This is a genomic window from Lichenihabitans sp. PAMC28606 (assembly GCF_020616535.1).
GTDB lineage: Bacteria > Pseudomonadota > Alphaproteobacteria > Rhizobiales > Beijerinckiaceae > Lichenihabitans > Lichenihabitans psoromatis.
The window spans coordinates 2131021-2155728 of the sequence record NZ_CP085136.1 but is presented as its reverse complement, the minus strand read 5'-3'; the positions used below and the strand labels follow the sequence as shown (position 1 = coordinate 2155728).

18 protein-coding genes are annotated in these 24708 nt (G+C 62.0%); 6 read left to right on the top strand and 12 right to left on the bottom strand.

Annotated features, from left to right (window positions below):
- Positions 1-8: 8 nt before the first annotated feature.
- Positions 9-2996 carry a response regulator gene (locus LGH83_RS10215; protein WP_227398596.1) on the top strand — a complete coding sequence of 996 codons (2988 nt, stop codon included), beginning with the start codon at positions 9-11 and terminating at the stop codon, positions 2994-2996.
- Here LGH83_RS10215 and hemA read toward each other — a convergent pair whose 3' ends face one another.
- Positions 2997-4232 carry a 5-aminolevulinate synthase gene (hemA, locus tag LGH83_RS10210; protein WP_227398595.1) on the bottom strand — a complete coding sequence of 412 codons (1236 nt, stop codon included), beginning with the start codon at positions 4230-4232 and terminating at the stop codon, positions 2997-2999. It abuts the gene before it with no gap.
- Positions 4233-4527: 295 nt separating this feature from the next.
- Here hemA and LGH83_RS10205 point away from each other — a divergent pair, with 295 nt between their 5' ends.
- Entirely contained in the window at positions 4528-6198 is a 1671-nt protein-coding gene (locus LGH83_RS10205) for a formate--tetrahydrofolate ligase (RefSeq protein ID WP_227398594.1), read from the top strand.
- A gap of 80 nt (positions 6199-6278) precedes the next feature.
- Here LGH83_RS10205 and LGH83_RS10200 read toward each other — a convergent pair whose 3' ends face one another.
- The 4 genes from LGH83_RS10200 to LGH83_RS10185 all read right to left on the bottom strand — a co-directional run bounded on the left by LGH83_RS10200 (position 6279) and on the right by LGH83_RS10185 (position 11382).
- Positions 6279-6914 (bottom strand): hypothetical protein, encoded by a 636-nt coding sequence (locus LGH83_RS10200; RefSeq protein ID WP_227398593.1) that lies wholly within the window; start codon positions 6912-6914, stop codon positions 6279-6281.
- Positions 6915-7207: 293 nt separating this feature from the next.
- Positions 7208-8032, bottom strand: a complete 825-nt coding sequence (locus LGH83_RS10195) for a hypothetical protein (protein ID WP_227398592.1) — start codon at positions 8030-8032, stop codon at positions 7208-7210.
- A 157-nt stretch (positions 8033-8189) separates the two neighbouring features.
- On the bottom strand, positions 8190-9284 hold the full coding sequence (locus LGH83_RS10190; RefSeq protein ID WP_227398591.1) for an ATP-dependent DNA helicase: 1095 nt from the start codon (positions 9282-9284) through the stop codon (positions 8190-8192).
- A 43-nt stretch (positions 9285-9327) separates the two neighbouring features.
- Complete coding sequence (locus LGH83_RS10185) at positions 9328-11382, bottom strand: M3 family metallopeptidase (protein WP_227401801.1); 2055 nt, start codon at positions 11380-11382, stop codon at positions 9328-9330.
- A 275-nt stretch (positions 11383-11657) separates the two neighbouring features.
- Between LGH83_RS10185 and LGH83_RS10180 the strand changes: the two genes are divergently transcribed.
- The 3 genes from LGH83_RS10180 (at position 11658) to LGH83_RS10170 (ending at position 16649) form a co-directional block, all read left to right on the top strand.
- On the top strand, positions 11658-11948 hold the full coding sequence (locus LGH83_RS10180) for a GCG_CRPN prefix-to-repeats domain-containing protein (RefSeq protein ID WP_227398590.1): 291 nt from the start codon (positions 11658-11660) through the stop codon (positions 11946-11948).
- 263 nt (positions 11949-12211) lie between these two features.
- Positions 12212-13372, top strand: coding sequence for an efflux RND transporter periplasmic adaptor subunit (locus tag LGH83_RS10175; protein ID WP_227398589.1), 1161 nt, complete (start codon positions 12212-12214; stop codon positions 13370-13372).
- A 79-nt stretch (positions 13373-13451) separates the two neighbouring features.
- Complete coding sequence (locus LGH83_RS10170; RefSeq protein WP_227398588.1) at positions 13452-16649, top strand: efflux RND transporter permease subunit; 3198 nt, start codon at positions 13452-13454, stop codon at positions 16647-16649.
- A gap of 55 nt (positions 16650-16704) precedes the next feature.
- On the opposite strand, the gene LGH83_RS10165 is transcribed toward LGH83_RS10170, so the two are convergent.
- Positions 16705-18027 carry a hypothetical protein gene (locus LGH83_RS10165; protein ID WP_227398587.1) on the bottom strand — a complete coding sequence of 441 codons (1323 nt, stop codon included), beginning with the start codon at positions 18025-18027 and terminating at the stop codon, positions 16705-16707.
- Positions 18028-18193: 166 nt separating this feature from the next.
- Positions 18194-18439 carry a hypothetical protein gene (locus LGH83_RS10160; RefSeq protein WP_227401949.1) on the bottom strand — a complete coding sequence of 82 codons (246 nt, stop codon included), beginning with the start codon at positions 18437-18439 and terminating at the stop codon, positions 18194-18196.
- Here LGH83_RS10160 and LGH83_RS10155 point away from each other — a divergent pair.
- Positions 18356-18658, top strand: coding sequence for a DUF1203 domain-containing protein (locus tag LGH83_RS10155; protein ID WP_264479182.1), 303 nt, complete (start codon positions 18356-18358; stop codon positions 18656-18658). The genes LGH83_RS10160 and LGH83_RS10155 overlap by 84 nt on opposite strands.
- 35 nt (positions 18659-18693) lie before the next feature.
- Here LGH83_RS10155 and mmsB read toward each other — a convergent pair whose 3' ends face one another.
- From mmsB to LGH83_RS10130, 5 genes are all read right to left on the bottom strand, one after another.
- On the bottom strand, positions 18694-19968 hold the full coding sequence (gene mmsB / locus LGH83_RS10150) for a multiple monosaccharide ABC transporter permease (protein ID WP_227398586.1): 1275 nt from the start codon (positions 19966-19968) through the stop codon (positions 18694-18696).
- The gene (mmsA, locus tag LGH83_RS10145) at positions 19968-21500 is read right to left on the bottom strand and encodes a multiple monosaccharide ABC transporter ATP-binding protein (RefSeq protein ID WP_227398585.1); all 1533 of its coding nucleotides are present in this window, start codon (positions 21498-21500) and stop codon (positions 19968-19970) included. The genes mmsB and mmsA overlap by 1 nt, the downstream gene beginning before the upstream one ends.
- Before the next feature lie 90 nt (positions 21501-21590).
- On the bottom strand, positions 21591-22622 hold the full coding sequence (gene chvE / locus LGH83_RS10140) for a multiple monosaccharide ABC transporter substrate-binding protein (RefSeq protein WP_227401799.1): 1032 nt from the start codon (positions 22620-22622) through the stop codon (positions 21591-21593).
- A gap of 221 nt (positions 22623-22843) precedes the next feature.
- On the bottom strand, positions 22844-24244 hold the full coding sequence (locus tag LGH83_RS10135) for an NAD(P)(+) transhydrogenase (Re/Si-specific) subunit beta (protein ID WP_227398584.1): 1401 nt from the start codon (positions 24242-24244) through the stop codon (positions 22844-22846).
- Positions 24245-24248: 4 nt separating this feature from the next.
- Positions 24249-24698, bottom strand: coding sequence for an NAD(P) transhydrogenase subunit alpha (locus LGH83_RS10130; protein WP_227398583.1), 450 nt, complete (start codon positions 24696-24698; stop codon positions 24249-24251).
- Positions 24699-24708: the final 10 nt, after the last annotated feature.

The following is a 24708-nucleotide window of genomic DNA, read 5'->3' as shown; positions in this document are numbered from 1 at the left end:
GGAGCTGGATGCTGGCTGAGGACGGACGAACGGGGAACCACACGCGGGCCTTGAGCATCGCGGCCGGCATCTTCCTAGCCATCGCGGTGGTCACAGCGGGTTGGGATTATTGGCTCGACGTCCGCCAAGCCGACCGGATCGCGCATGACAATGCTGTCGTGTTGCGGGCCGAACGGGTTCTTTCGACCCTCAAAGATGCGGAAACGGGTCAACGCGGCTTTCTTCTCACCGGCGAAGAGCCGTATCTCTCTCCCTATACGGCAGCGATCCCGGCCTTCGAAGCCGATACGGCGGCGTTGCATCGGCTGATTGGTCAACGGGCCGACAAACTCATCGACCTCGCCCGGCAGCGGCTGGACAGCGCCGGCAAGGGGATCGAAGTCTTCCGAACCCAGGGGCGCGATGCGGCGATGGCGGCCGTCCGGAACGGGCGTGGCAAAGCCCTGATGGATCAGGTGCGCGGTGAAGTTGCGGATCTGCAGCTGAGCGCGACCGCGTCGATCGGCAGGATGGAAAACGGTCTTCAGCAATGGACCTCGTTCTTGCGGGTGGTTTCGCTGATGTCGACGCTGCTGGCGTTCGGCATCGCGGCTTACATCGCGTTGAAGCGCCGTCGCGAGCATCTCAGAAGCAGTGCCTTGCTGGCGGGCGTCTTCGAAAATGCGCCGGTCGGCCTCGGCTTTCTCGACGCGTCGCTGCGAGTCGAGCAGATCAATGGCGCGCTCGCCAAGATGAGCGAACGGGCCTTGAGCGCGGCCTTGGGGGCCAGCATCTGGGATGTCATGCCGCAATTACGCGATGTGCTGACCGACCGCCTGCAAGCGGTGGTCGAGGGTGGTCGCCCGATTTCCAATGTCGAAGTGCAGGCGCAGAGCACCAACAACAGCAAGGATATCCGCGAGTATCAGGTCAGCTTCTATCCGCTGGCCAGCGCCGTTGCGCCGAGCGCCAAAGCCAAGCGCCGGGCGGGTGTCGGGATGGTGATCACCGACGTGACCTCCCGCAAGCGGGCCGAACGGTGGCTACGAGAGAGCGAGGAGCGGTTCCGCACGCTGACCCAATCCAGTTCCTCGATGATCTGGATCACCGATGCGGCCGGCGCTTTCATCAAGGCGCAGCCCGAATGGCAAGCCTTCACGGGCCAGGAGCCCGAGGCGTCCATGCTGTGGGGTTGGCTGGATGCGGTGCATCCGGACGACCGGCTTCGCACCCAACATGGGTGGGAGGCGGCGATCGGCGCTGGCGTCCCGTTCACGCTGGAACATCGCCTGCGTCGGCACGACGGGACTTGGCGTCACATGGACGTCAGCGCGGCGCCTATCCTCGACCCTGCGGGCGGCATCCGCGAATGGATCGGGTCGCATACGGATGTCAGCGAGCGCAAGGAAGCGGAGATCGAGCTTTCGGCGGCGCGCGATGCGGCCGAGGCAGCAAACCGGGCCAAGAGCGTGTTTCTGGCCAATATGAGCCATGAGCTCCGCACCCCGTTGTCGGCCGTCATCGGCTATTGCGAGATGCTGGAGGAGGAGGTCGAGGAACTCGGCGAGGCGAGCCTTCTGGCCGATCTCGGCAAGATCAAATCCAACGCCCGCCACCTGCTCAGTCTCATCAACGACGTGCTCGATCTGTCGAAAATCGAAGCCAATCGCATGGATGTGTTTGCCGAGGATATCGACGTCGCGACGCTGGCGACCGACGTGGTCTCGACCGTCGATGCTCTGGTCAAGCAGAAGAACAACGTGGCGCTGCTCGAGCTCGATCCAGATCTTGGCGCGATGACGACCGACGTCGTCAAGCTGCGGCAATGTTTGTTCAATCTGTTGAGCAATGCGGCAAAATTCACCGAGAACGGCACGATCAAGCTGGCGGTCTCGCGCGAGCAGCAAGGCGGGGCCGATTGGGTCACGTTCCGCGTGATCGATACCGGAATCGGCATGACGCCCGAGCAGTTGCAGCGACTGTTCGCGCGCTTCTCGCAGGCCGACGAGACGACGACGCGACGGTTCGGCGGAACGGGGCTCGGTCTCGCCATCAGCCGCGCGTTCAGCCGCCTCATGGGTGGTGACATTTCGGTCGACAGCATTGCGGGCGAAGGCACGACCTTCTCGCTCCGCATTCCCGCCATCATGCCGGTCCGGCCGGAATTTGACGAGACGGCCGACAATGCCGCCGAGGCGCGTCCCGCCGATGCCGGAACGCGAGATCTCATTCTCGTGATTGACGACGATCCCGCGCAACGTGACCTCATGAGCCGCTTCCTCGAGCGACAGAATTTCGCTGTCGAGACGGCTTCCGATGGCCGGCAAGGGCTCGAACGTGCCAAAGCCCTGAAGCCGCGCGCGATCCTGCTCGATGTCATGATGCCGCAGATGGACGGCTGGTCGGTCTTGAGCGCGCTGAAGAGAGACCCGGATCTTGCGGGCGTGCCCGTCGTGATGATCACCTTCGTGTCCGACAATGGGCTGGCGGCCTCACTCGGCGCCGACGAGCATCTCGCCAAGCCGGTGGATTGGAGCAGCCTTAGCCACATCATGGATCGTTTTCACGACCACGAGGGTGACGTTCTGGTGGTCGACGACGACAGGGGCGCGCGGGAAAGGCTTCGGTCCGTGCTCGAAAAGAATGGATGGACCGTTCAAGAGGCCGCCAACGGGGCCGAGGCGCTCGAGCGGGTCGCCGCCGCGAGGCCGCGCCTGATCCTGCTCGATCTGACGATGCCGGTGATGGATGGGTTCGTGTTTCTGGATGCCCTCCGCAAGACGCCGTTTGGCGAAGATATTCCGGTCGTGGTTCTCAGCGCGCGCGACATCAGCAATGCCGAGCGCAAGCGGTTGGCGGCGGCGGATCGGGTGCTGAGCAAGGGCGAAACGAGCCTGAAGGATATCGCCAACGAGCTCCGGGTCCTCGAGCATACGCATTACGCCAACGACCGGGGCGCCGATGAACAGGATGCGGCGCGACCCCCGGAGAATCGCGAGGCGGGGCCTCCCGTCTAACTACTCTGCTGCGTGGGCGTTGTAGCGCGCCGCCGTCGGCAGATCGAGGCGCTCCCACACGTCGGTCAGGGCCGTCGTGAGCGCCGCGACATGCTGAGCCGTATGCAACGGTGTCGGGGTGATGCGGAGCCGCTCGCTCCCGCGCGCCACCGTCGGATAGTTGATCGGCTGGATGTAGATATTGTGCTGATCGAGAAGCATATCGGATGCGGCCTTGCAGCGCTCGGCGTCGCCGACGAACAACGGCACGATATGCGACCGGTTCTGCATCACGGGCAGATCGGCGGCCACAAGCGCGGCCTTCGTCAGCGCCACCTGACGTTGATGCATCGTCCGCTCGACCGAGGAGGTCTTCAAATGCTGCACCGCCGCGCGGGCCGCGCAAGCGACGGCCGGCGGCAGCGCGGTCGTGAAAATGAACGATGGCGCATAGCTCCGGATCGCATCGACGATGGATGCATCGGCGGCCACATAGCCCCCAAGCGTGCCATACCCCTTGGCTAACGTGCCCTCGATGATATCGATCTCCCCCATGACGCCGTCGCGCTCGGCGATGCCGCCACCGCGCGCGCCGTAGAGCCCAACCGCATGGACTTCGTCGAGATAGGTCATCGCGTTATAGCGTCGCGCCAAGGCCGCGATTCCGGCGATCGGAGAGAGATCGCCGTCCATCGAATATAGGCTTTCAAAGACGATCAGCTTCGGGCGGTTCACATCCGTGTCGCGCAACAATTGCTCGAGATGCGCGAGATCATTGTGCCGGAAGATCTGCTTGTCGCGACCCGAACGGCGAATGCCCTCGATCATGGAATTGTGATTCCACGCGTCCGACAGGATCAGGCAATCCGGAAGCAGTTGCGCCACCGTCGACAACGCCGCGAGGTTCGAGACCCAGCCGGAGGTAAAGACGAGAGCCGCGTCCTTAGCGTGCAGATCGGCCAAGTCTCGCTCGAGGTCGACGACAGGATGGCTGTTGCCGGAAATATTGCGCGTTCCACCGGCTCCGGCGCCATATCGTGCGGCCGCCGCTTGCATGGCCGCGATCACGTCCGGATGGCGACCCATGCCGAGATAGTCGTTCGAGCACCACACGGTGACGGGACGGGCTGTTCCCTCGATCCAGAGATCGGCCTGCGGCATGCGGTCAACGTCGCGGGCCAAATCCGCGAAAACGCGGTATCGGCGCTCTGATCTCAAACGATCCAGAGCCTCATCGAAATAATGCCGGTACCGCATAGGAGGACCCTGCCGCGTTGATGGAGACGGCAGGCCGGAGGACGTGACTCCCGGGAGGCTGCCTCGAAACGTGGATCTGAGATAAATCGTCTGTGGCAGGTTTACGACGGACAGATTGTCCTAAGCAAGCCGCCACGCGGGCCTCTTTGAGGCGGCGCTCGGTCTTAGCCAGAAAAGGCGCGACAGGATCGGACCGCCACGTTAATCGACGCTACGCCGTTGCGGCTCGACGGAACTGCGCGCGATGTCAGGGGACGAGACGCGCGCGATCTCGCCCAGAGCTAAAGGGACCCGCATGTCGTCCGATCTCGAGATTGCCCGTCTTGTTCCCCTTCGCCCGATCACGGAGATCGGAGCACACCTTGGCCTCCCGGATGAAGCGCTGCATCCCTATGGCCGGTTCATCGCAAAACTGACGCCGCAGGCCTTGGCTGACCGCCCCGAGCGACCCAATGCCAAGCTGATCCTGGTGACGGCCATCAGTCCGACGCCGGCCGGCGAAGGCAAAACCACGACCACGATCGGCCTTGCCGATGGCCTCCGGCGTCTCGGCAAGAGCGCCATCGTCTGCTTGCGTGAACCCTCGCTCGGTCCGTGCTTCGGTCAGAAGGGCGGCGCGACCGGCGGTGGCCACGCCCAAGTCGCTCCGATGGAACATATCAACCTGCATTTCACCGGCGATTTCCACGCGATCACCAGCGCCCATAATTTGCTGGCCGCTATGATCGACAATCACATCTATTGGGGCAACGCGCTCGGGATCGACGCGCGCCGCATCGTTTGGCGACGGGCGGTCGACATGAACGACCGCGCCTTGCGGTCGATCGTATCGTCTCTCGGCGGCCCATCGAACGGCTATCCCCGCGAGGACGGGTTTGACATCACGGTCGCGTCCGAAGTCATGGCGGTGTTCTGCCTCGCGCAGGATCTCGACGATCTCGAGCGGCGATTAAGCCGGATCGTCGTGGCCGCGACCAACGATGGGACGCCGATCACGGTGGCTCAGCTCGGCGCCACCGGCGCCATGACGGCGTTGCTCAAGGACGCCTTGCGGCCGAATCTCGTGCAGACATTGGAGGGAACGCCGGCCATCGTTCACGGTGGCCCGTTCGCCAATATCGCGCACGGGTGCAATTCAGTGATCGCGACGCGAACTGGGCTGTCGCTTGCCGATTACGTCGTGACCGAGGCCGGTTTCGGCGCCGATCTTGGCGCGGAGAAGTTTTTCAACATCAAGTGTCGCAGCGCGGGACTCGCACCCTCTGCTGTCGTCATCGTGGCGACGGTGCGGGCGCTGAAAATGCACGGTGGCGTTGCCAAGGATGCCCTCGAGCGCGACGATGTCGCGGCGGTCGAGCGCGGATTTGCTAATCTCCAGCGTCATGTCGGCAACCTGCGGACGTTTGGCTTTGATCCTCTCGTTGCGATCAACCATTTCGCGACCGATACGGCCGCAGAGGTCGACATGCTTCAGGCATTGTGCCGTGAGCGACTGGGCACGGAGGCTATCCTTTGCCGTCATTGGGCCGAGGGGTCGGCCGGTATCGAGGCGCTCGCCGCAGCCGTTGTGGAGCGCGTGGAAGTCGGACCTGGAACGTTGCAGTTGTCCTATGCCGACGCCCTGCCATTGGCCGAGAAGGTGCGGGTCGTTGCACGAACGATTTACGGCGCGGCCGATATCGAGATGACATCCTCCGCCGTCAAACAGCTCCAAGCGATCGAAGCATCCGGAGCGGGCCATTTGCCGGTCTGTATCGCCAAGACGCCCTATAGTTTCAGCGTGGATCCGACGATCCGCGGCGCGCCCACGGACCATATCGTTCCGATCACGGGTTTCAGATTGATGGCCGGCGCGGGTTTCGTGGTAGCGCTCTGCGGCGATGTGAGAACGATGCCGGGATTGCCGCGTTGCCCGGCCGCACTCGGTATTCGGGTCGTCGACGGCGAAACCGAAGGACTATTCTAGCGGCGGGGCATGTCGTTCTTCGACAAAAAAAAGGGCTGGCGAAACGCCAGCCCTTCTGATTTTAGCTCAGTAAAGTGAGCTTAGTGAGCAACGACCGGAGCCGGACGCAGCGGCGAGGTCAGAGCCGAGACAGCGCCCGTAACCGGGAAGATCAGAAGCGTGAACGGGGTCACGGTGCGATCCTTGCCGCCGTTGTCGATCATGTAGATCGGGCCCGAACGATCAACCGGCACTTCCTGAGCATAGCCGTCGTCGAGGGTCGTTGTCACCGGACCGGTGTGAGCATAGCGAGCCTTGATCGGCAGCGGGGGAGCCAAGTCGTTCGAAATCCCGACCGGGCCGCCGAGCAATGCGCCGAGGGGAGCCGTCGCGATCGAGGTCGCGCCGCCGATAGCGCCGCCGATCACGGAACCACCAACGCCGATCGGGCCGCCAACAGCCGCAATGCCGTTGAAGGGCGAAGCGACAGCTGCGCCGAGACCATTGACGGACTCAGCCGCGGTCGGGACGCGAGCAACGCGGGGAGCGCCGACCGTGAGCGGACGATAGCCAGCTTCGGTCTTCACGTTGGTGCGAGCGGCCTGGCCGTGCACATGCATCTTGCGGCTCTTGACGCCGGAAACGTCATCGGGAGCGCCCTGAGCGAAAGCAGAAGCGACACCGCCCGAAAGGAAGGCAAGAGCCACGCCGGCCATAACGAGCTTCGAATTCTTCATGTTAAACCCCTTCTGTTCAAAAAACATTGCAGGTTACGTCGTACCGAAAGTGCCTGCCGCATCATACAAGCCGCCTGTTCGAGACGTACCTGTCAAGCTGACGCTTAACCCACCAAGCGAACGCACGTGAAGCACAAAAGTTGCTCCGCGATCGGTTTGGTCAATCAGGCGTTTTCATGGTTACACATTGACGTGACCGCGCCGGTAAGATGACGACGACGCACCGACAATCAAGCGTCACAATCGGCCTTGTCACAGATTTTCCAAGATTGACGTGGACTGATGCTTAACAGTCACTGCACAACCGCTCCACGAGCGCGAGATCTGCCAGCCACTTTGCAGGAGCAGCCACCGCCGATCTGTGCGGGTTCATACAAATCGCAGGTTTTGACCGGCGTCCGGCATGCATTGCCGATCGCAGTCCGCTCCTCCTCATCTTGATCAGAGTGACGGGCAGTGCCGATTTGCGCCGGGCCGGGCGTGTAACCTGCGATCGTGCGTGGTGCGTCCTGAATCAACGCGTCGGGATTGCCGCCGTAGACATCCGCGGGGCCGTAACCCTGTCCATAGAAGGTCGTACCATCGGCGTAGCCGGGACCGATGCCATCGAATGAGCTTCCATAGCCGTAGCCATAGGCATCGTCGTCGTAGCCATATCCACCAGCGAGGCCGTATCCTAAACCAAAGCCACCCAGGGCTCCGAGCCCGGCATAGCCATAGCCGCGACGGTCGCCAAAGCCGCGACGATCGCCATAGCCGCCATGGTAACCACCAGCGTAACCGCCTTGCCCGAACCCGCCTCGGCCAAAGCCCTGATTCGGACGTTGTGCTCCGCCGATCGTCAGCGGGCGCGATCCGCCGCCCCGAGTGACGGTGCCACCGCCGAAGTTCTGGCCAGACGGGGCAGCCCCTTGCATGCCGCCAAAGCGCTGACCGCCACCGTGAAAGCCTCCACTCCCCCCATGGAAACCGCCGCTCCCCCCGTGAAAACCGCCGCCGCCCCCATGCGGCAGGATTTGAGCGTTGGCCGGATCGAACGATCCGACAGCAGCCGTCGCCACAACTGCGAAGGAAACGGCGACCACGAGGGGCTGAACCGCCTTTAAAAAGACCGACATGAAACGCTCCGAGAGGGTGTCTCCACCCTTGTGATGAGTGGGCGAGATGCGCCCCGTTTCATCGTCAACGTGCGGAGCCGGAGCGAGTTGCAGCCCTTGAAGCCTCGCCAGTGCAGCCATCAGTGCGGCCCGACGAATGGGCATAGGAAATTCGCTCCTAGTCGACCACCACGATGATCTTTTCGGCCGCCCGGGTCAGGCCGGTATAGAGCCAGCGGCTCCGATGCTCCCGGAACGCATAGCTCTCGTCGAAGAGCACGACCGAATTCCACTGCGAGCCTTGCGCCTTATGGACCGTCAAGGCGTAGCCGTAGTCGAATTCGTCCGATTCGCGACGGACCGCCATCGAGAGTTCGTCCTCCTTGCCCTCGAAATAGGCCGGAAGCACGCTGATCTTGACGGCTTTTTTGCCCCGCTCTTCCTCCGGCGACACCGTCATCTTGAGCTTGGTGCCGCGCATCGGCTGAAGGGAGTCGACAAGCCAAGTCCCACCGTTCAGCAGCCCTTTCTTCTTGTCATTACGAAGACAAACGAGCTTCTCGCCAACCTCCGGCATCGCATGGGTGAACCCCAGCAACTCGCGCATTCGCTTGTTGAACGACCGCCGCGACTTGTTGGTGCCGACCAGCAATTGGTCGGCGCGCGTCACCATGGCGGCTCCGAGTTGATCGCGCCGGATCACCCGGCTCTCTCCGTAAGTGCCCGGCGTCAGCCGTCCGCCTTCGCGGATCTGCATCGATAAAGCGATGATCGGGTTGTCGGCCGCCTGTCGGTGCACCTCCGTCAGCATGGCGTCGGGTTCGGCATCGGTGAAATAGCCGCCGCCCTTGACGGGCGGGATCTGCGCCGGATCGCCCAGCACCAGAACCGGCGTTCCAAACGACAGGAGATCGCGGGCGAGATCCTCGTCCACCATCGAACATTCGTCGATAATGATCAGCGAGGCTTTGGCGGCCGCACTCTCCTTGTTGAGGACGAAGGAGGGGGTGTCGGTATCGGCCTCGCGCGTGCGGTAGATCAGGCTGTGGATGGTCGAGGCGTTCTCACACCCCTTGTGGCGCAGCACCAGAGCGGCCTTGCCGGTGAAAGCGCCGAAGGCCACGTCGCCGTCGACATCCGCCGCCAGCGTCCGGGCCAGCGTCGTCTTTCCGGTTCCCGCATAGCCGAAGAGGCGAAAGACCTGATTTTCGCCGCTCTTCAACCACGCCGATACGGCTTGCAGCGCCGCATCCTGCTCGGGGGACCATTTCATGGCGAGCCTTGTCGATGCGAGAAGCCGTACGGCTCTACCACGCTCAGCTCAGTCCACGCTTCTCGAGCAGAGTCGCCGGATCGGGCATGCGCCCCCGGAACAACCGATAGGCTTCGGCCGGATCGCGCCGCGACCCCGCCGCATAGACATAGTCGCGGAGCTTCTTGGCGACGGTCGGATCGAAAATGTCGCCGGCTTCCTCGAACGCCCCGAATCCGTCGGCATCAAGCACTTCTGACCAGAGATAGGAATAATATCCGGCCGAATAGCCGTCGCCCGAGAACACATGGGAAAAGTGGGGCGTGCGATGGCGCATCACGATGGCGGTCGGCATCCCGATTCGGGCGAGACTGTCCCGCTCGAATTGTCCGGCATCGACGGCGGCCGCCGCCTCTCGTGACAGCAGATGGAAGTCGAGATCCACATAGGCCGAGGCGCAATATTCGACCGTGGCGAAACCCTGGTTGAAGTTGCGGGCTTGCTTGATCCGCTCGATCAGGTGATCGGGGATCGGCTCGCCCGTGATGGCATGGCGCGCGAAGCGCTTCAACACCGTCGGCTGCATGATCCAGTGCTCGTAGAGTTGCGAGGGGAATTCGACGAAGTCTCGCGACACGCTAGTGCCGGCGATCGACGGATAGGTCACGTCGGACAACATGCAGTGCAGCGCATGGCCGAATTCATGGAAGAGCGTTCGCGCATCGTCGATGTTGAGCAGGCTCGGTTCGTCCTGCCCGCCCTTGGCGAAATTCATGACGTTGACGACGATCGGCCTCACCTCGCCATCCATCCGCTCCTGAACGCGGAACCCGGAGTTCCACGCACCGCTGCGCTTCGACGATCGGGCGAAATAGTCACCGAGAAACAACGCGACATGCTGCCCATCGCCGTCGGTGACATCGAAGGCGCGCACGTCCGGATGGTAGACCGGAACGTCGCGGCGCTCGGTGAACGTCAGCCCGAACAGCCGATGTGCGGTGTCGAAGGCCGCTGCGATGATATTATCGAGCGCGAAATAGGCGCGGACCTCGGCGTCGTCGATGTCATAGCGGGCGTGGCGCACCTTCTCCGAATAGTAGCGCCAGTCGTGCCCGGCGAGGTCGAAATTGCCGCCTTCCGCGGCGATCGTGTCTTCAAGATCTTTCGCCTCGACCTCGGCCCGCTCCCGCGCTTTGATCCAGACCCGGTCGAGAAGATCGCGAACCGCGTCAGGGGTTTTCGCCATCGTGTCGTCGAGCTTGTAATGCGCGAAGCTCGGAAACCCGAGGAGAGCGGCACGCTCGGCGCGGAGTTTGACGGTTTCGGCCACGATGGCGCGGTTATCATGTTGGTCGGCGTTTTCGCCGCGCTTGGTCCATGCCGAATAAGCCTTCTCGCGGAGGTCGCGGCGGCTTGAGAATTGAAGGAACGGCACCACCAGCGATCGCGACAGCGTGATGACGGAGCCACCCGTGAGACCGCGCTCGGTCGCGGCTTGTGCGGCGGCATCCCGCAGGGCAGGGGGGAGGCCGGCAAGATCCGCTTCGCCCTCGAGGACGAGCTCATAGGCTTTTTCGTCCGCCAGCACATTTTGGCTGAACGACGTGCCGAGCACCGCCAAACGTTCGACGATGGCGGTCAGCTTCTGCCTGTCGTTCGCATCGAGCTTTGCGCCGCCGCGCACAAAACCCTCGATCGTGAGATCGAGAACCCGCGCCTGCTCTTCATCGAGGTCGAGCGTGCCGCGTAGACGGTCCACCGCTTCGACACGCGCAAACAGGCCCTGATCCATGGTGATGGCCTGATAGTGCTTGGCCAGCACCGGAGAAATCTCGCGTTCGATAGCCTGCAACGCCGGATTGGTGTTGGCCCCGGTCAGGTTCCAGAATACGCGGTTGACACGGCTGAGAAGCAGGCCCGCCCGTTCAAGCGGCTTGATCGTGTTGTCAAAACTCGGCGCTGTCGGGTCAGCCACGATGGCCGCGATATCGGCAGCATTCTCGGCCATGCCGCGCTCAAAGGCCGGGACGAAATGCTCTGGCCGGATGTCATGAAAGGGCGCAATGCCGAAAGGCGTCTCCCATTCGGCAAAGAATGGGTTGTCGGAGGGCTGGGGCATAGCGATTGTGGTCGGAAGATCAGACACGGGAGCTCTCGGGAGGGCGATGGCGCGGACAACCCGGCACCCTGTCTTATCAAGCCACGGCGAGTGGTCAATTCAAGGTGCGGGCTTGCGGCGATGCGCCTGCGACAGCCCCAAAATTGAGAAACTTTTAAGCACCTTTTGCGCGACCGCAGGCACGTCGGGGAACCAAGAGGCCCGGTTGCGGTGTTATGGGTGTGGAGCTTAGGCTCGACCGGGGCGCACCCGATCAGAGCAAGAAAGGTGTAATTATGCGCAAGATCCTTGGATTGGCGGCCGCAGCCGTGATGATGTTCGGCCTCGGGGCGGTTGGCGCCGAAGCGATGCCGCTCAGCAATGCGCTGCAACTCGGCGATGCTCCCGCGGTGACCTTGGTTCGTGATGGTTGCGGACCATTCGGTCATCGTTCCAACTATGGCTATTGCAAAGGCAATGGCGGCCCGGTCTACGCGCGGCCCTTCTATGGTCCGCGTCCTTACTACGGCGGACGGCGATGCTTCGTCCGCGAGACCCCGTATGGGCCGCGCCGCATCTGCCGCTAAGACTGACCACCGATCCCTTGAGCCCCGCTTCGGCGGGGCTTTTCTTTGACGGTCGAAAATGCGAAAGCAGCCGGGCGTCGTAAGATTTTACCGATGGCCGGAATGGTGATCAGGTCAAGAGGAGGCAGGTGATCCTTCGCTCCGCCAAGGCGTGAGTGGCGGGGGTGATGCCCGAGTGTCCTGCCGGGATCTCATGGTTTTGCGATGCGCTGAATGTGCTCGTCCGCCCGGTCGAACCTGTTCGTTCTCGTAACGAGGTCTTGATGGTCCGTTTGCTTACGATTGTTGGTGTGTCGGCTTTGCTCCTGACGGGCGTCGCCCACGCGCAGGCGCCTGCCGCGCCTCCGCCGGCTGTCGGTGTCGTCAAGGTCGGCAAAATCCCGATCGTGGAGACCGAGCGCTTCATCGGCCGCATCCAGGCCGTCGAGCAGGTGAACCTCGTGGCTCGCGTGACCGCCTTCATCGACCAGATCGTGTTCAAGGAAGGTCAGGAGGTCAAGAAGGGGGACGTGCTCTATCGTCTCGAGCGGCCGCCTTTCGAAGCCGATGTGGCGGCCAAACAGGCCACGATCGATCAGATCCAGGCGCAATTGCAGAACGCCAACATCGTTTTGGAGCGTGCGACGACGCTCCTCAGTTCGCCGGCCGGGCAACAGTCCAACGTCGATACCGCAAAGGCCAATCAGGGCAATCTTCAGGGCCAGTTGCTCGCCGCTAAAGCCAATTTGCGGACCTCGCAGATCCAGCTCGGCTATACGACGATCGCGGCGCCGATCGACGGCAAGATCGGCCGCACCGGGATCACGGCCGGTAACGTCGTCAGTCCGAGCAGCGGCACGCTGGCCACCATCGTGCGGCAGGATCCGATGTATGTCGTGTTCCCGATCTCGGTCCGCAGTGCCCTAGAGCTCCGCTCGCGTTACGCGGGAAAGGGCACGGCCGCGGTTCAGATCAGGATCATTCTGCCCGATGGCCGCACCTATGCGCAGATCGGCAATGTCAATTTCGTCGACAACACGATCGCGGCGTCGACCGACACGATCACCCTACGCGGCACCATCGCCAATCCGCCGCTGGCGCAGCAGACGGAGGGGTCGGTCACACGCGAACTCGTCGACGGCGAATTCATTCAAGTCCTGCTTGAGGGCGTTCAACCCGTCGAGGTGTTGTCGGTTCCGCGCGCCGCCATCATGACCGATCAACTCGGCGACTCGGTCTATGTGGTGGGCGACGACAACAAGGCCATCAAGACGCAAATCAAGCTTGGACAGTCGACCCCGACGATGGCGGGTGTGATCGCGGGACTGAAAGAGGGCCAGTCGGTCGTGGTGGAAGGCATTCAGAAGGTCAAGCCGGGTCAAACTGTGGCACCGGCGCCGGCTGCACCGACGGCGGCCGAACAGGCTCAGAAACCGGCTCCGTGACGGCGCTCACGCCCGTCGACCTCTTCCATCGCGATCAGGGCGGCTTCGCACGCCCGCTGCCCCGCCGGACCTTCACGCCATGATCTCTTCCGTCTTCGTCGATCGCCCCCGACTCGCCATCGTGATCGCGATCATCATCACGATCGCGGGCGGCTTGGCGCTGACCCGCATCCCGGTCTCGCAATTTCCCGATATCGTGCCGCCCCAGGTTCAGGTGACCGCCAACTATCCTGGTGCGTCGGCCTCGGTCGTCGAAAGCGCGGTGGCGCAGCCGCTGGAAGCGCAGATCGTCGGCGTCGACCAGATGCTCTACATGAAGTCGTCGAGCGGCAACGATGGCAGCTACAATCTGACGGTTTCCTTCGCGCTTGGGTCGGATCCGAACATCGACACGGTCAACGTCAACAACCGCGTCCAGACCGCCTTGTCCCAGTTGCCGAGCGAGGTGCAGCTGCAGGGTCTGACGGTGCAGAAGCGCTCGTCCGCAGTCCTGCAATTCATGATGTTCTACAGCGACAACGGTCAGCAGGACCCGCTCTTCATCACGAATTACGCCACGATCAACGTGCTCGATGAGTTGTCGCGGACGCCCGGTGTTGGTCAGGCTTCGCTGTTCGGCAAGCTCAAATATTCCATGCGGATCTGGTTCGACGTCCAGCGTTTGAACAATCTCGGCATGGCGCCCTCTGAAATCATCAACGCCATCGAGTCGCAAAACGTCCAGGCTCCGGTTGGACGCATCGGCGCACAACCGATCGACAACGATCAACAGTTTCAGTTCAATCTTCAGACCAAGGGCCGTTTGACCACGCCGGAGGAGTTTGGCGCGATCGTGGTTCGAGCCAACCCGGATGGATCGCTGCTCCGCGTCAGCGATGTGGCGCGCGTCGAAATGGGCGCCCAGAATTCGGACAATTTCAGCCGGCTCGACGGAAAGCCCGCCGTGGCGCTCGGCATCTATCTGTCGCCGGGTGCCAATGCGGTACAGACCGCCGCCGCCGTCAACGCGACGCTGGCCAAACTGTCGCCGCGATTCCCCGAGGGTCTGAAATACAAGACCGTCTATGACTCGACCACCTTCGTGACCGACACGATCCACGAGGTGCTGAAGACGATTGCTGAAGCCTTCGTTCTGGTCGTGATCGTGGTGTTCCTGTTCTTGGGCAACTTCCGCGCCACGATCATTCCGGCGGTCGCGGTGCCGGTGAGCCTGATCGGGACGTTCGCGGTGCTTCTGGTCATTGGCTATTCGGCCAATACGGTGTCGCTGCTGGCGATGGTGCTGGCCATCGGCATCGTGGTCGACGACGCGATCGTCGTGGTCGAGAATGTCGAACGGGTCATGGAAGAGGACCCGAGCCTCACGCCCAAACAGGCGACCAAGAAGGCCATGGGGGAGATCACGGCGCCGATCATCGCGATCACGCTGGTGTTGCTGTCGGTGTTCGTACCCATCGCCTTTATTCCGGGCTTGACCGGCATCCTCTTTCGCCAATGCGCCGTCACGATCTCGATCGCGATGTTGATCTCGGCCATCAATGCTTTGACGCTTTCGCCCGCGCTCTGCGGCGTCTTCCTTCGCCCCGGCAGCCACAAGGGTGGCATCATGGGGAAGGTGCTGGGCGGGATCGATAAGACGCGGCATGGCTACACATCTGTGGTGAAGCGGCTGGTGCGATTCAGCGTGATCAGCCTGCTGATCATCGGCGGGTTCGCGGTCGGCATCTACTTCGCGGCCGCGCGAACGCCGACCGGGTTTCTACCCGAGGAAGATCAAGGCGCCTTCTTCGTCGTGATTCAGCTTCCGGATGGCGCGTCTGTGTCGCGCACGAGCGAAACCGTGAAGACGATGGAAGACATGCTGCTGAAGATGCCGCAGGTCGCCGACACCTTCTCGGTCATCGGATTCTCGTTCCTCGACAGCGTGAGTGAGCCGAACGCCGGCTTCATGGTGGTGCGGCTCAAACCCTTCGAGGACCGGACCGCGGCGGCGGATTCGGTTCAGGCGATGATTGGTCGTGTGTTCGGGTCCGCGCAGCAGATCCGCACCGGCAACGTAATCGCGTTCAACCTGCCGCCGATCATCGGTCTGTCGACCGGCGGCGGCTTTGAATATGATCTCGAAGCGCTCGAAGGTCAGGATCCGGCCGTGATGGGCAATGTCGCGCAGGGGCTGGTGGCGGCCGCCAACGGCGACAAGCAACTCGCCCGCGTCTTCACGACGTTCACGGCCTCCAACCCATCCCTCTACCTTGACATTGACCGCGAAAAAGCCAGCGCGCTCGGGGTCAATATCGGCGATATCTTCAACGTGCTGCAATCCTCGCTAGGCGGCACCTACATCAACAACTTCAACCTCTACGGCCGGACCTGGCAGGTCAATATCGAGGGTGAAGCCAAGGATCGGAGAGACATCGAGTCGATCTGGCAGCTCTACGTCAAGAACAAGCAAGGCGCGGACGTGCCATTGCGATCGCTCGCCTCGCTGCGCGTCGTGCAAGGGCCGCAGGTGATCACGCGCTATAACAACTATCGCGCGATCCCGATCCAGGGCAGTCCAGCGGCGGGCGTTTCATCCGGCGCAGCCCTCGCGGCCATGGCGGAGACGTCGAACAAGACTCTGCCGAACGGCTATAGCTACGAATGGACCGGCACGGCCTATCAGGAATATCAAGCCAACGGACAAACCAGCGTCGTGCTCGGGCTGGCGATCCTGTTCGCTTACCTGTTTCTGGTCAGCCTTTATGAAAGCTGGATCATCCCGATCCCGGTGCTGCTCTCCGTCGCGGTCGGTGTGTTCGGGGCCTTCATCGGCATCATCGTGGGTGGTCTGGTGCTCGATCTCTACGCGCAGGTCGGTCTTGTGGTGTTGATCGCGCTGGCGGCCAAGAACGGCATTCTGATCGTCGAATTTGCCAAGGAGCAGCGCGAGGCCGGACATTCGATCATCGATTCAGCGATCGCCGGCGCGAGCATGCGGTTCCGCGCCGTCATCATGACCTCGATCGCCTTCGTGCTCGGGCTCGTCCCGCTCGTCATCGCCCATGGCGCAGCATCGGTCAGCCGGCGTGACGTCGGCACCCCGATCTTTGCCGGCATGATCGCGGCCAGCCTCATCGGCATCTTCGTGATCCCGATGCTCTACGTGACGTTCCAGTATTTCTCGGAGTGGATCGACCGACGTCGCGGCATCGATCCGGACGTCAAATATGGGTCGAAGCCAGTTGTCGCCGACGCCGACGGCCAGCATTCGGCGCCCGTCGCTCCCACATCGTGACGGCGCCTGCGTCGGCCCGACTCGCGGCCAGCCAACGAGCGTGTTGCGAGATTGCTTAACGCGTCTCGCCGGGCGTTTGCGCGCGGATGGTATCGTCGAACGCCTGCCTGAGGAAATCCAGAAACACCATCTTGAAGATGCCGTTGTGTCCATCGACGATCTCGGGGGAAGCCTCGATCACCCAAAATGGATTATCGGGGGCTGAGCCCCCCGACTCCGGGTCAGGGGGGCCGATATCGGATGGCCCGGTCTGCCGGAGAACCGCTCCGGCGCTATAGGTGCGGGTCCACCCGGCGACGAGTCGTCCATCCGGTCCGGTATATCGATCCCGGAAGGCGCGAAATGCGGCATCCTCGGCGCTGAGCAAGCGGCTACGGTCGTCGTCGTCAAGCGTTGGGAGATCGGCGAAACGACCCTGTCCATTCCCGGCTTTCGGATGCTGCACGGTCCCCATGGAAACGACATGCGTTCGCATCCAGGGCACGTGGCCCATCGTGTTGACGCGAGCTTGGCGCTCCAGCGCATTGGTGGACGCCCCTTTGTAGGGCCAGAAGAGGCGCCCAGCCGGAAAAGCCATGCCGGTTGCAAGATCGTTGCTGGCCGTGATGCTCATGAAGACAGGCTGCTGACCCGGCGCGAAGGTCCGCCCCTGCAGCATGGCGTGGACCGGCAGGTAACGCGCAGCCTCGAAAGCCGGGTTGATTAGCAACACGAGATCGCCGAACGGCTTGACGAGTTCGGTTGCAGAATCCGCCGCAGCGAGGCTTCCGATCAGATATTCAGCGACCGCGGAGTAGACGATCAAGCCGCCGAAACTATGCCCGGCCAGAACGAGGCGTGCCCCTGAATGGGTCGCGATCGATCGGTTGCGGATATGGCTGAGGCGGCCAAAAAGTTCGCGGACCGATCCGAGCGCGACCCGAAGCGCGCCCTCGCTGCGGCCGAAGAACGTGAAATTCTGTGCAATCTGAAGCCAGTGAAATGTCAGTCCTCGCCAACCGACGTAAACGCCCACGATGCGCCGTGGCCTTGCTCCCGGGACGGCGCGGAGCTGCTCGATGTGAGCGCTCGCATGAAGAAGCCTCTTGAAGCTTTCCATGTTTTCATCGCTGTCGGCGGCGCTATGCTTCCAGCCGTGAACGAAGACGATGATCAGCGGATCACTATCGCGTGTCGTGAGATCGATGCGATCGATGATGCGGTCGATCGCCTGCGGCTCGAAGGGGCGGCCTTGGTCGTCGAATTCGACGATGTATAGGTCGTAGCTCGCATCCGCCGGCGGCGAGGACCAGTTTGTTAAACCTCGCGATGGCGCGTTCGGCACCAGTCCTGGCCAACGATCAGCCCAAGCGGCTGTGAAAAACTCGGCCAGCGACATCGTCGTGTCCCGCTGAAGCAGTCATCAACGATCGCGCACTCTTCCACAAAACACAATCTGCTGCGTCGCATCGGCAGCTCGTGAGCCCTATTGACCGCAAGAAACGGAGTTTTCGGCCGGAGCCGTCATGCGACTGGTTGGTCTCGATCTGCGGAGCATAACCATGTCATTCAGAGTAACCGGTTTGTCGCCTGACCTCTTCAAGCCTCTTTTCGGCCTTGGCGAGGTCGATCTCGCGCGGCAGGGCGTCATCCGTTTTCGCGCGACCGAAACGTCCGGAATGCCGGACAGGATCGAGCTTCGCGATGCCCGACCCGGTGAAGATGTTTTGCTGCTGAACTTTGTTCACCAACCAGCCGACACCCCTTATCGCGCGAGCCACGCAATCTTCGTGCTTGAAGGCGAAAGCCATCGATACGAGGCTGTTGACGCGATTCCACCGGCTCTCAGAGCTCGGATGCTCTCGCTTCGGGGCTTCGGCCAAGACAATATGCTGGTCGATGCCATGTTGACCGACGGAGGCGAGGCCGAAATCGCGATCGAACGGCTCATGGCGCTGCCGTCCGTCGCTTACATTCAGGCCCATTACGCGACCTTCGGCTGCTACGCCGCACGAATCGACCGCAACTAGGAGGTCGGAGGTCTCCGCCAGCGGTTCGGTGCCGCTCAGCCTTTGTTCTTGTTGTAGACGTCGAGGCAGACGGCGCCGAGCAACACCAAGCCCTTGATGACCTGCTGATAGTCGATACCGATGCCGAGGATCGACATGCCGTTGTTCATCACGCCGATGATGAAGGCCCCGATGACGACGCCGGTGACCTTGCCGACGCCGCCAGCGGCCGATGCGCCACCGATGAAACAGGCTGCGATCACGTCGAGTTCGAAGCCGAGACCGCCCTTGGGGGTCGCGGTGTTGAGGCGTGCCGCGAAGATCATGCCGGCGAGCCCGGCCAACACGCCCATGTTGACGAAGGTCAGGAAGGTCAACCGCTCCGTCTTGATACCAGACAGTTTGGCGGCTTTGGCATTGCCGCCGAGCGCGTAGATGCGCCGGCCGATCGTGGTCTGGTTGGTGACGAAGCGATACAGCATGATCAGCACGAACATGATGATCAGCACGTTCGGCAAGCCACGATAAGCGCTCATCTGATAGGCGAAACCGAGCAACGCCACGCCGATGACGCCATTGCGAAGCGCGAAAGCGCCCATCGACTCGACCACGACGCCGTGACTTTGCCGGTTCATCCGGCGTCGCAGGCTGACGCCAAGCAGGATCAAGAATAGCACCGCGCCGATCAGCAAGGACGTGTAGGGGCCCGCGAAATTCGGGATGAAGCCCTTCGATAGCAGCTGGAAAAAGTCCGGGAACGGCCCGACCGAGGCGCCGTTCAGCACCGCGAGCGTCAATCCACGGAACACGAGCATGCCCGCGAGAGTGACGATGAAGCTCGGGATCTTGAAATAGGCGACCCAATATCCCTGCGCCGCGCCAACCAGACCGCCCACGACGAGGCAGATGAGCGTGGCCGGGATGTAGTTCATCTGCGGAATGTCGATGCCGATCGGGATGCCGATGAAATCGAGCCCGATATGCAGGCCCTGAACCATCAGCACCGCAGCGAGCGCGCCAACGAAGCCCACGATCGAGCCGATCGACAGGTCGATGTGGCCAGCCACGATCACCAGCAGCATGCCGAGCGCCATCACGACGACGTAGCTGTTTTGCAGGATGAGGTTGGTGAGGTTCAGCGGCTGGAACAGCACGCCGTTCGTCTTGATCTCGAAAAAGATCATGATGACCGCAAGCGCGATCAACAAACCATAATCCCGGAAATTGCCGCGCTTCAGCACGCCGCGCCAGCCCGGAGTGCCCGGATCGGTCTTCGCGGTGGGAACGGGTGCAACCGGTTGCAGGCCTTCGTCTGCCGTAATCCTGCTCATCAATGGAGTTCCTTCGAGCGCATGATGGCACGCATGATGTTTTCTTGTGACGCCTCGGCCGCCGTGAACTCACCGACGAAACGGCCTTCATTCATGACGTATATGCGATCGCACATGCCCAGCAATTCGGGCATTTCGGACGAGATCATCAGCACCCCTCGACCATCATCGGCCAATTGGTTGATGATCGCATAGATCTCATATTTGGCACCGACGTCGATACCCCGCGTCGGCTCATCGAGGATCAGAACCTCGGGTTTGGTGAACAGCCATTTGCTGAGCACCACCTTCTGCTGATTGCCGCCGCTGAGATTGACGGTCTGCTGTTCGACGCCGAACGAGCGGATGTTCAGCTTGGTCCGATAATCGGACGCGATCGCATATTCACGATCCTGATCGATGACGGTCAGCGACGACACGCCAGGCAGGTTCGCCAGCGTGGTGTTCTTGGTGATGTTCTCGTCCAGCACGAGGCCAAGCTGCTTCCGATCCTCGGTCACATAGGCGATGCCGGCCGCGATCGCCTTGTCGATGGTGCTGACGTCGATCTCTTTACCGTCGAGCTTCACCGAGCCGCTGATACCCTGACCGTAGGATTTGCCGAAGATGCTCATGGCCAATTCTGTCCGGCCAGCGCCCATAAGGCCCGCGATGCCGACGATCTCTCCGCGCTTGATGTAGAGGTTGACGTTTTTCACCACCAGCCGATCGGCATGGTTTTGGTGATGAGCGCTCCAATTGGCGACCTCAAGCAGCCGCTCGCCGATTTTCGGCGTTCGCGGGGGATAGCGATGCGCCATGTCGCGGCCCACCATCCCCTGAATGATGCGATCTTCGTTGATGTCCTGCTGATGACAATTCAGCGTTTCGACCGTCGTGCCGTCGCGCAGGATCGTAATCTGGTCCGCGACTTTCGAAATCTCGTTCAGCTTGTGCGAGATCAGGATCGACGAGATGCCCTGCGCTTTGAACTCCAGAAGCAGCGCCAAAAGCGCGTCGCTATCTTTCTCGTTCAAGCTTGCTGTTGGCTCATCCAGGATCAGCAGCTTGACCTTCTTGGACAGAGCCTTGGCGATTTCGACAAGCTGCTGTTTCCCGACGCCGAGATTGGTGATGAGCGTCTCTGGATTTTCATCCAGCCCGACAGTCTTCAGCAAGGCGCGGGTTCGCTCGAAAGCGAGATCCCAGTCGATGACGCCGAACCGAGCCGTCTCGTTGCCGAGGAAGATGTTTTCGGCGATCGAGAGGAGCGGCACCAGAGCGAGCTCCTGGTGGATGATGATGATGCCGAGGTGCTCGCTTTCGGAAATATCACGAAACTTGCTGAGTTGACCCTCGTAGAAGATGTCGCCGTCGTAGGAGCCGAACGGATAAACGCCGCTGAGCACCTTCATCAAGGTGGATTTGCCGGCTCCGTTCTCACCGACGAGCGCGTGGATCTCGCCTGCCTGCACCGCCAGGTTGACGTTATCGAGCGCCTTGACGCCTGGAAACGTCTTGGTGATCCCGCGCATCTCAAGGATCGCACTCATGCAACGACCTTTTTAGCCCTAAAACCAATGAAACCGTGCGGGCCTGCGCCCGCACGGATGCCGATCGAAACCGTCGTGGGTGGTCAGAGCTTACTGAAGCTGGGATGCCTTGTAATAACCGCCGTCGACGAGAACCTTCTGCCAGTTGGCCTTATCGACCAGAACCGGGTTGAGCAGGAAGGAGGGAACGACCTTCTTGCCGTTGTCGTAGGTCTTCGAATCGTTGATTTCCGGCTTGCTGCCGGTCTCGAGCGCGTCGACCATGTTGACCACGACCTTGGCGAGTTCGCGCGTGTCCTTGTAGATGCTGGACGTCTGCTCGCCTGCGATGATCGACTTGACCGACTGCACTTCGCAATCCTGGCCGGTCACGACCGGGAAGGCATTGCCACCGCTGCCGTAGCCGACGCCCTTCAGCGACGACAGGATGCCGATCGACAGACCGTCGTAGGGCGACAGAACGGCATCGACATGCTTGCCGGTATAATAAGCGCTGAGCAGGTTATCCATGCGCGACTGCGCGACGGCCGGGTCCCAACGCAGGGTCGACACCTGCTTCATGCCGGTCTGGCCGCTCTGGATCACGAGCTTCTTGCTGTCGATGTAGGGCTGCAGCACCGACATTGCGCCATCGTAGAAGAAGTAGGCGTTGTTGTCGTCGGGCGAGCCGCCGAACAATTCGATGTTGAACGGACCCTTGCCGTCCTTGAGGCCAAGCTTGTCGACGATGCTGGTGCCCTGGAGCACACCGACCTTGAAGTTATCGAAGGTGGCATAATAGTCGACGTTCGGCGAACCCTTGATCAGGCGATCGTAAGCGATGACCTTGACGCCGGCGTCATGCGCCTTGGCCAACACGTCCGAGAGGGTCGTGCCATCGATGGATGCGATCACCAGCACCTTGGCGCCCTTGGTGACCATGTTCTCGATCTGGGCGAGCTGGTTCGGGATATCGTCGTCGGCATATTGCAGGTCGGGCTCGTAGCCCTTGGCCTTCAGCTGCGCCACCATGTTGTTGCCGTCGTCGATCCAACGGGCGGATGACTTCGTCGGCATTGCGACACCGATCTTGTCGCCCTTGGCGGCGAAAGCGGGGGTCAGCATCGTGCTGGACAGCGCCATCGCGCCGATCGCTAAGGCCACAAGCGTTGTTTTAATCGTCACGTTTCTCTCCCTTGTCGACGCCCCGTTCGGCGCCCCGTCGTCTATCGGTCGGCGATATCACTCGATCGCCACTCATCATACTATATTGCCATCTCGGTCCCAGCGCAAAATCGCTCAGCCGATGATCTTTTCTAGCTATTGTGAATGGCCTGCGTCGTCGGAGTCCAGAATTCATCGCATCACGCCGCGAGAGCTTTGACGATATTCTCCACCATTTTCTTGGCATCGGCGAACAGCATCATCGTATTGTCACGGAAAAACAGCTCGTTCTCGACGCCGGCATAGCCCGCTGCCATGCCGCGCTTAATGAACAGAACCGTCTTGGCTCTCTCGACATCGAGAATGGGCATCCCGTAAATCGGGGATGTCTTGTCGGTCTTGGCCGCAGGATTGGTGACGTCATTCGCCCCGATCACGAAGGCGACGTCAGCCTGGGCGAATTCCGAGTTGATGTCCTCGAGCTCGAACACCTCGTCGTAGGGAACGCTCGCCTCGGCCAGCAGCACGTTCATATGGCCCGGCATGCGCCCCGCCACCGGATGGATCGCATATTTCACGTCCACGCCTTCGCGCTTCAGCGTATCGGCCATCTCGCGCAAGGCGTGCTGCGCCTGCGCCACCGCCATGCCGTAGCCCGGCACGATGATGACGGTCGCGGCATTCTTCATGATATAGGCGGCGTCTTCCGCCGACCCCTGCTTGACCGGCCGCGTCTCCACGGTTCCGCTGGCAACAGCCGAATCGCCACCAAACCCGCCAAGAATGACGGAGATGAAGGAGCGGTTCATCGCCTTGCACATGATGTAGCTGAGGATGGCGCCGGACGAGCCAACCAGCGCGCCGGTGATGATGAGGGCGAGGTTGCCGAGCGTGAAGCCGATGCCGGCGGCGGCCCAGCCAGAATAAGAGTTGAGCATCGACACGACGACCGGCATGTCGGCGCCGCCGATCGGCACGATGATGAGGCCGCCGAGCGCCAAGGCCACGATCACGATCGCCCAGAACGCGAGGCTGCTGACCGTTGTCACGAAGGTCGCGATCAGCAAAACCAGAAGCACCGCGAGCGCGATGTTGATGGCGTGACGCTGGGGCAGCATGATCGGCTTGCCAGACATGCGGCCATCGAGCTTCAAGAACGCGATGATCGATCCCGTGAACGTGATGGCACCAATGGCGGCGCCGATCGACATTTCGACGAGGCTCGCCCCATGGATCGCGCCCGGCGTACCGATGCCGAACGCTTGCGGCGCATACAGCGCGCCGGCCGCCACGATCACGGCCGCAAAGCCCACCAGCGCATGGAAGAAGGCGATGAGCTGAGGCATCGCGGTCATCTGCACGGTGCGGGCCCGCCAGGCGCCGATGCCACCGCCGATCGCGATGCCGGCGATCACCATCAGCCAGCTCACCGCGTCTGCCGGTGGTCGAAGCAGCAATGTCGTCAAGACCGCGAGGCCCATGCCGACCATGCCGTAGAGGTTGCCGCGACGCGACGTGGCGGGCGACGACAGGCCGCGCAACGCCAGGATGAAGAGGATGCCGGAGACGAGGTAGAGAACGGCTGCGATGCTGTCGGTCATCGGGTCAGCCCTTCTTCTTGTACATCGATAGCATCCGCTCGGTGACGAGGAAGCCGCCGAAGATGTTGACCGAGGCGAGAATGAGCGCGAAGAACCCGAAAATGCGCGCCGCCCAGGCGCCGGCCGCATGACCCTCGCCGGTGTCGACGCCGATCAATAGCAACGCGCCCACCACGATGACGGACGACACCGCATTGGTGACCGACATCAGGGGCGTATGGAGCGCCGGCGTCACCGACCAGACCACGTAATAGCCGACGAAGACCGCCATGGCGAAGATCGCGAGGCGGAACACGAACGGGTCGATCGCGCCGCCAGAGGCCGCATGTGCTCCGGCGCCGGCTAGATCGGCCATCTGTGCCGCATAGCTATGAGCCGCATCGGCCGATTGCTGGGCCGCCGCGGCAGCAGCCTGCGCCTTGTCGTAGAGTTGCTGGGCGGTCTCGACGGCCATGCTGCCCTCT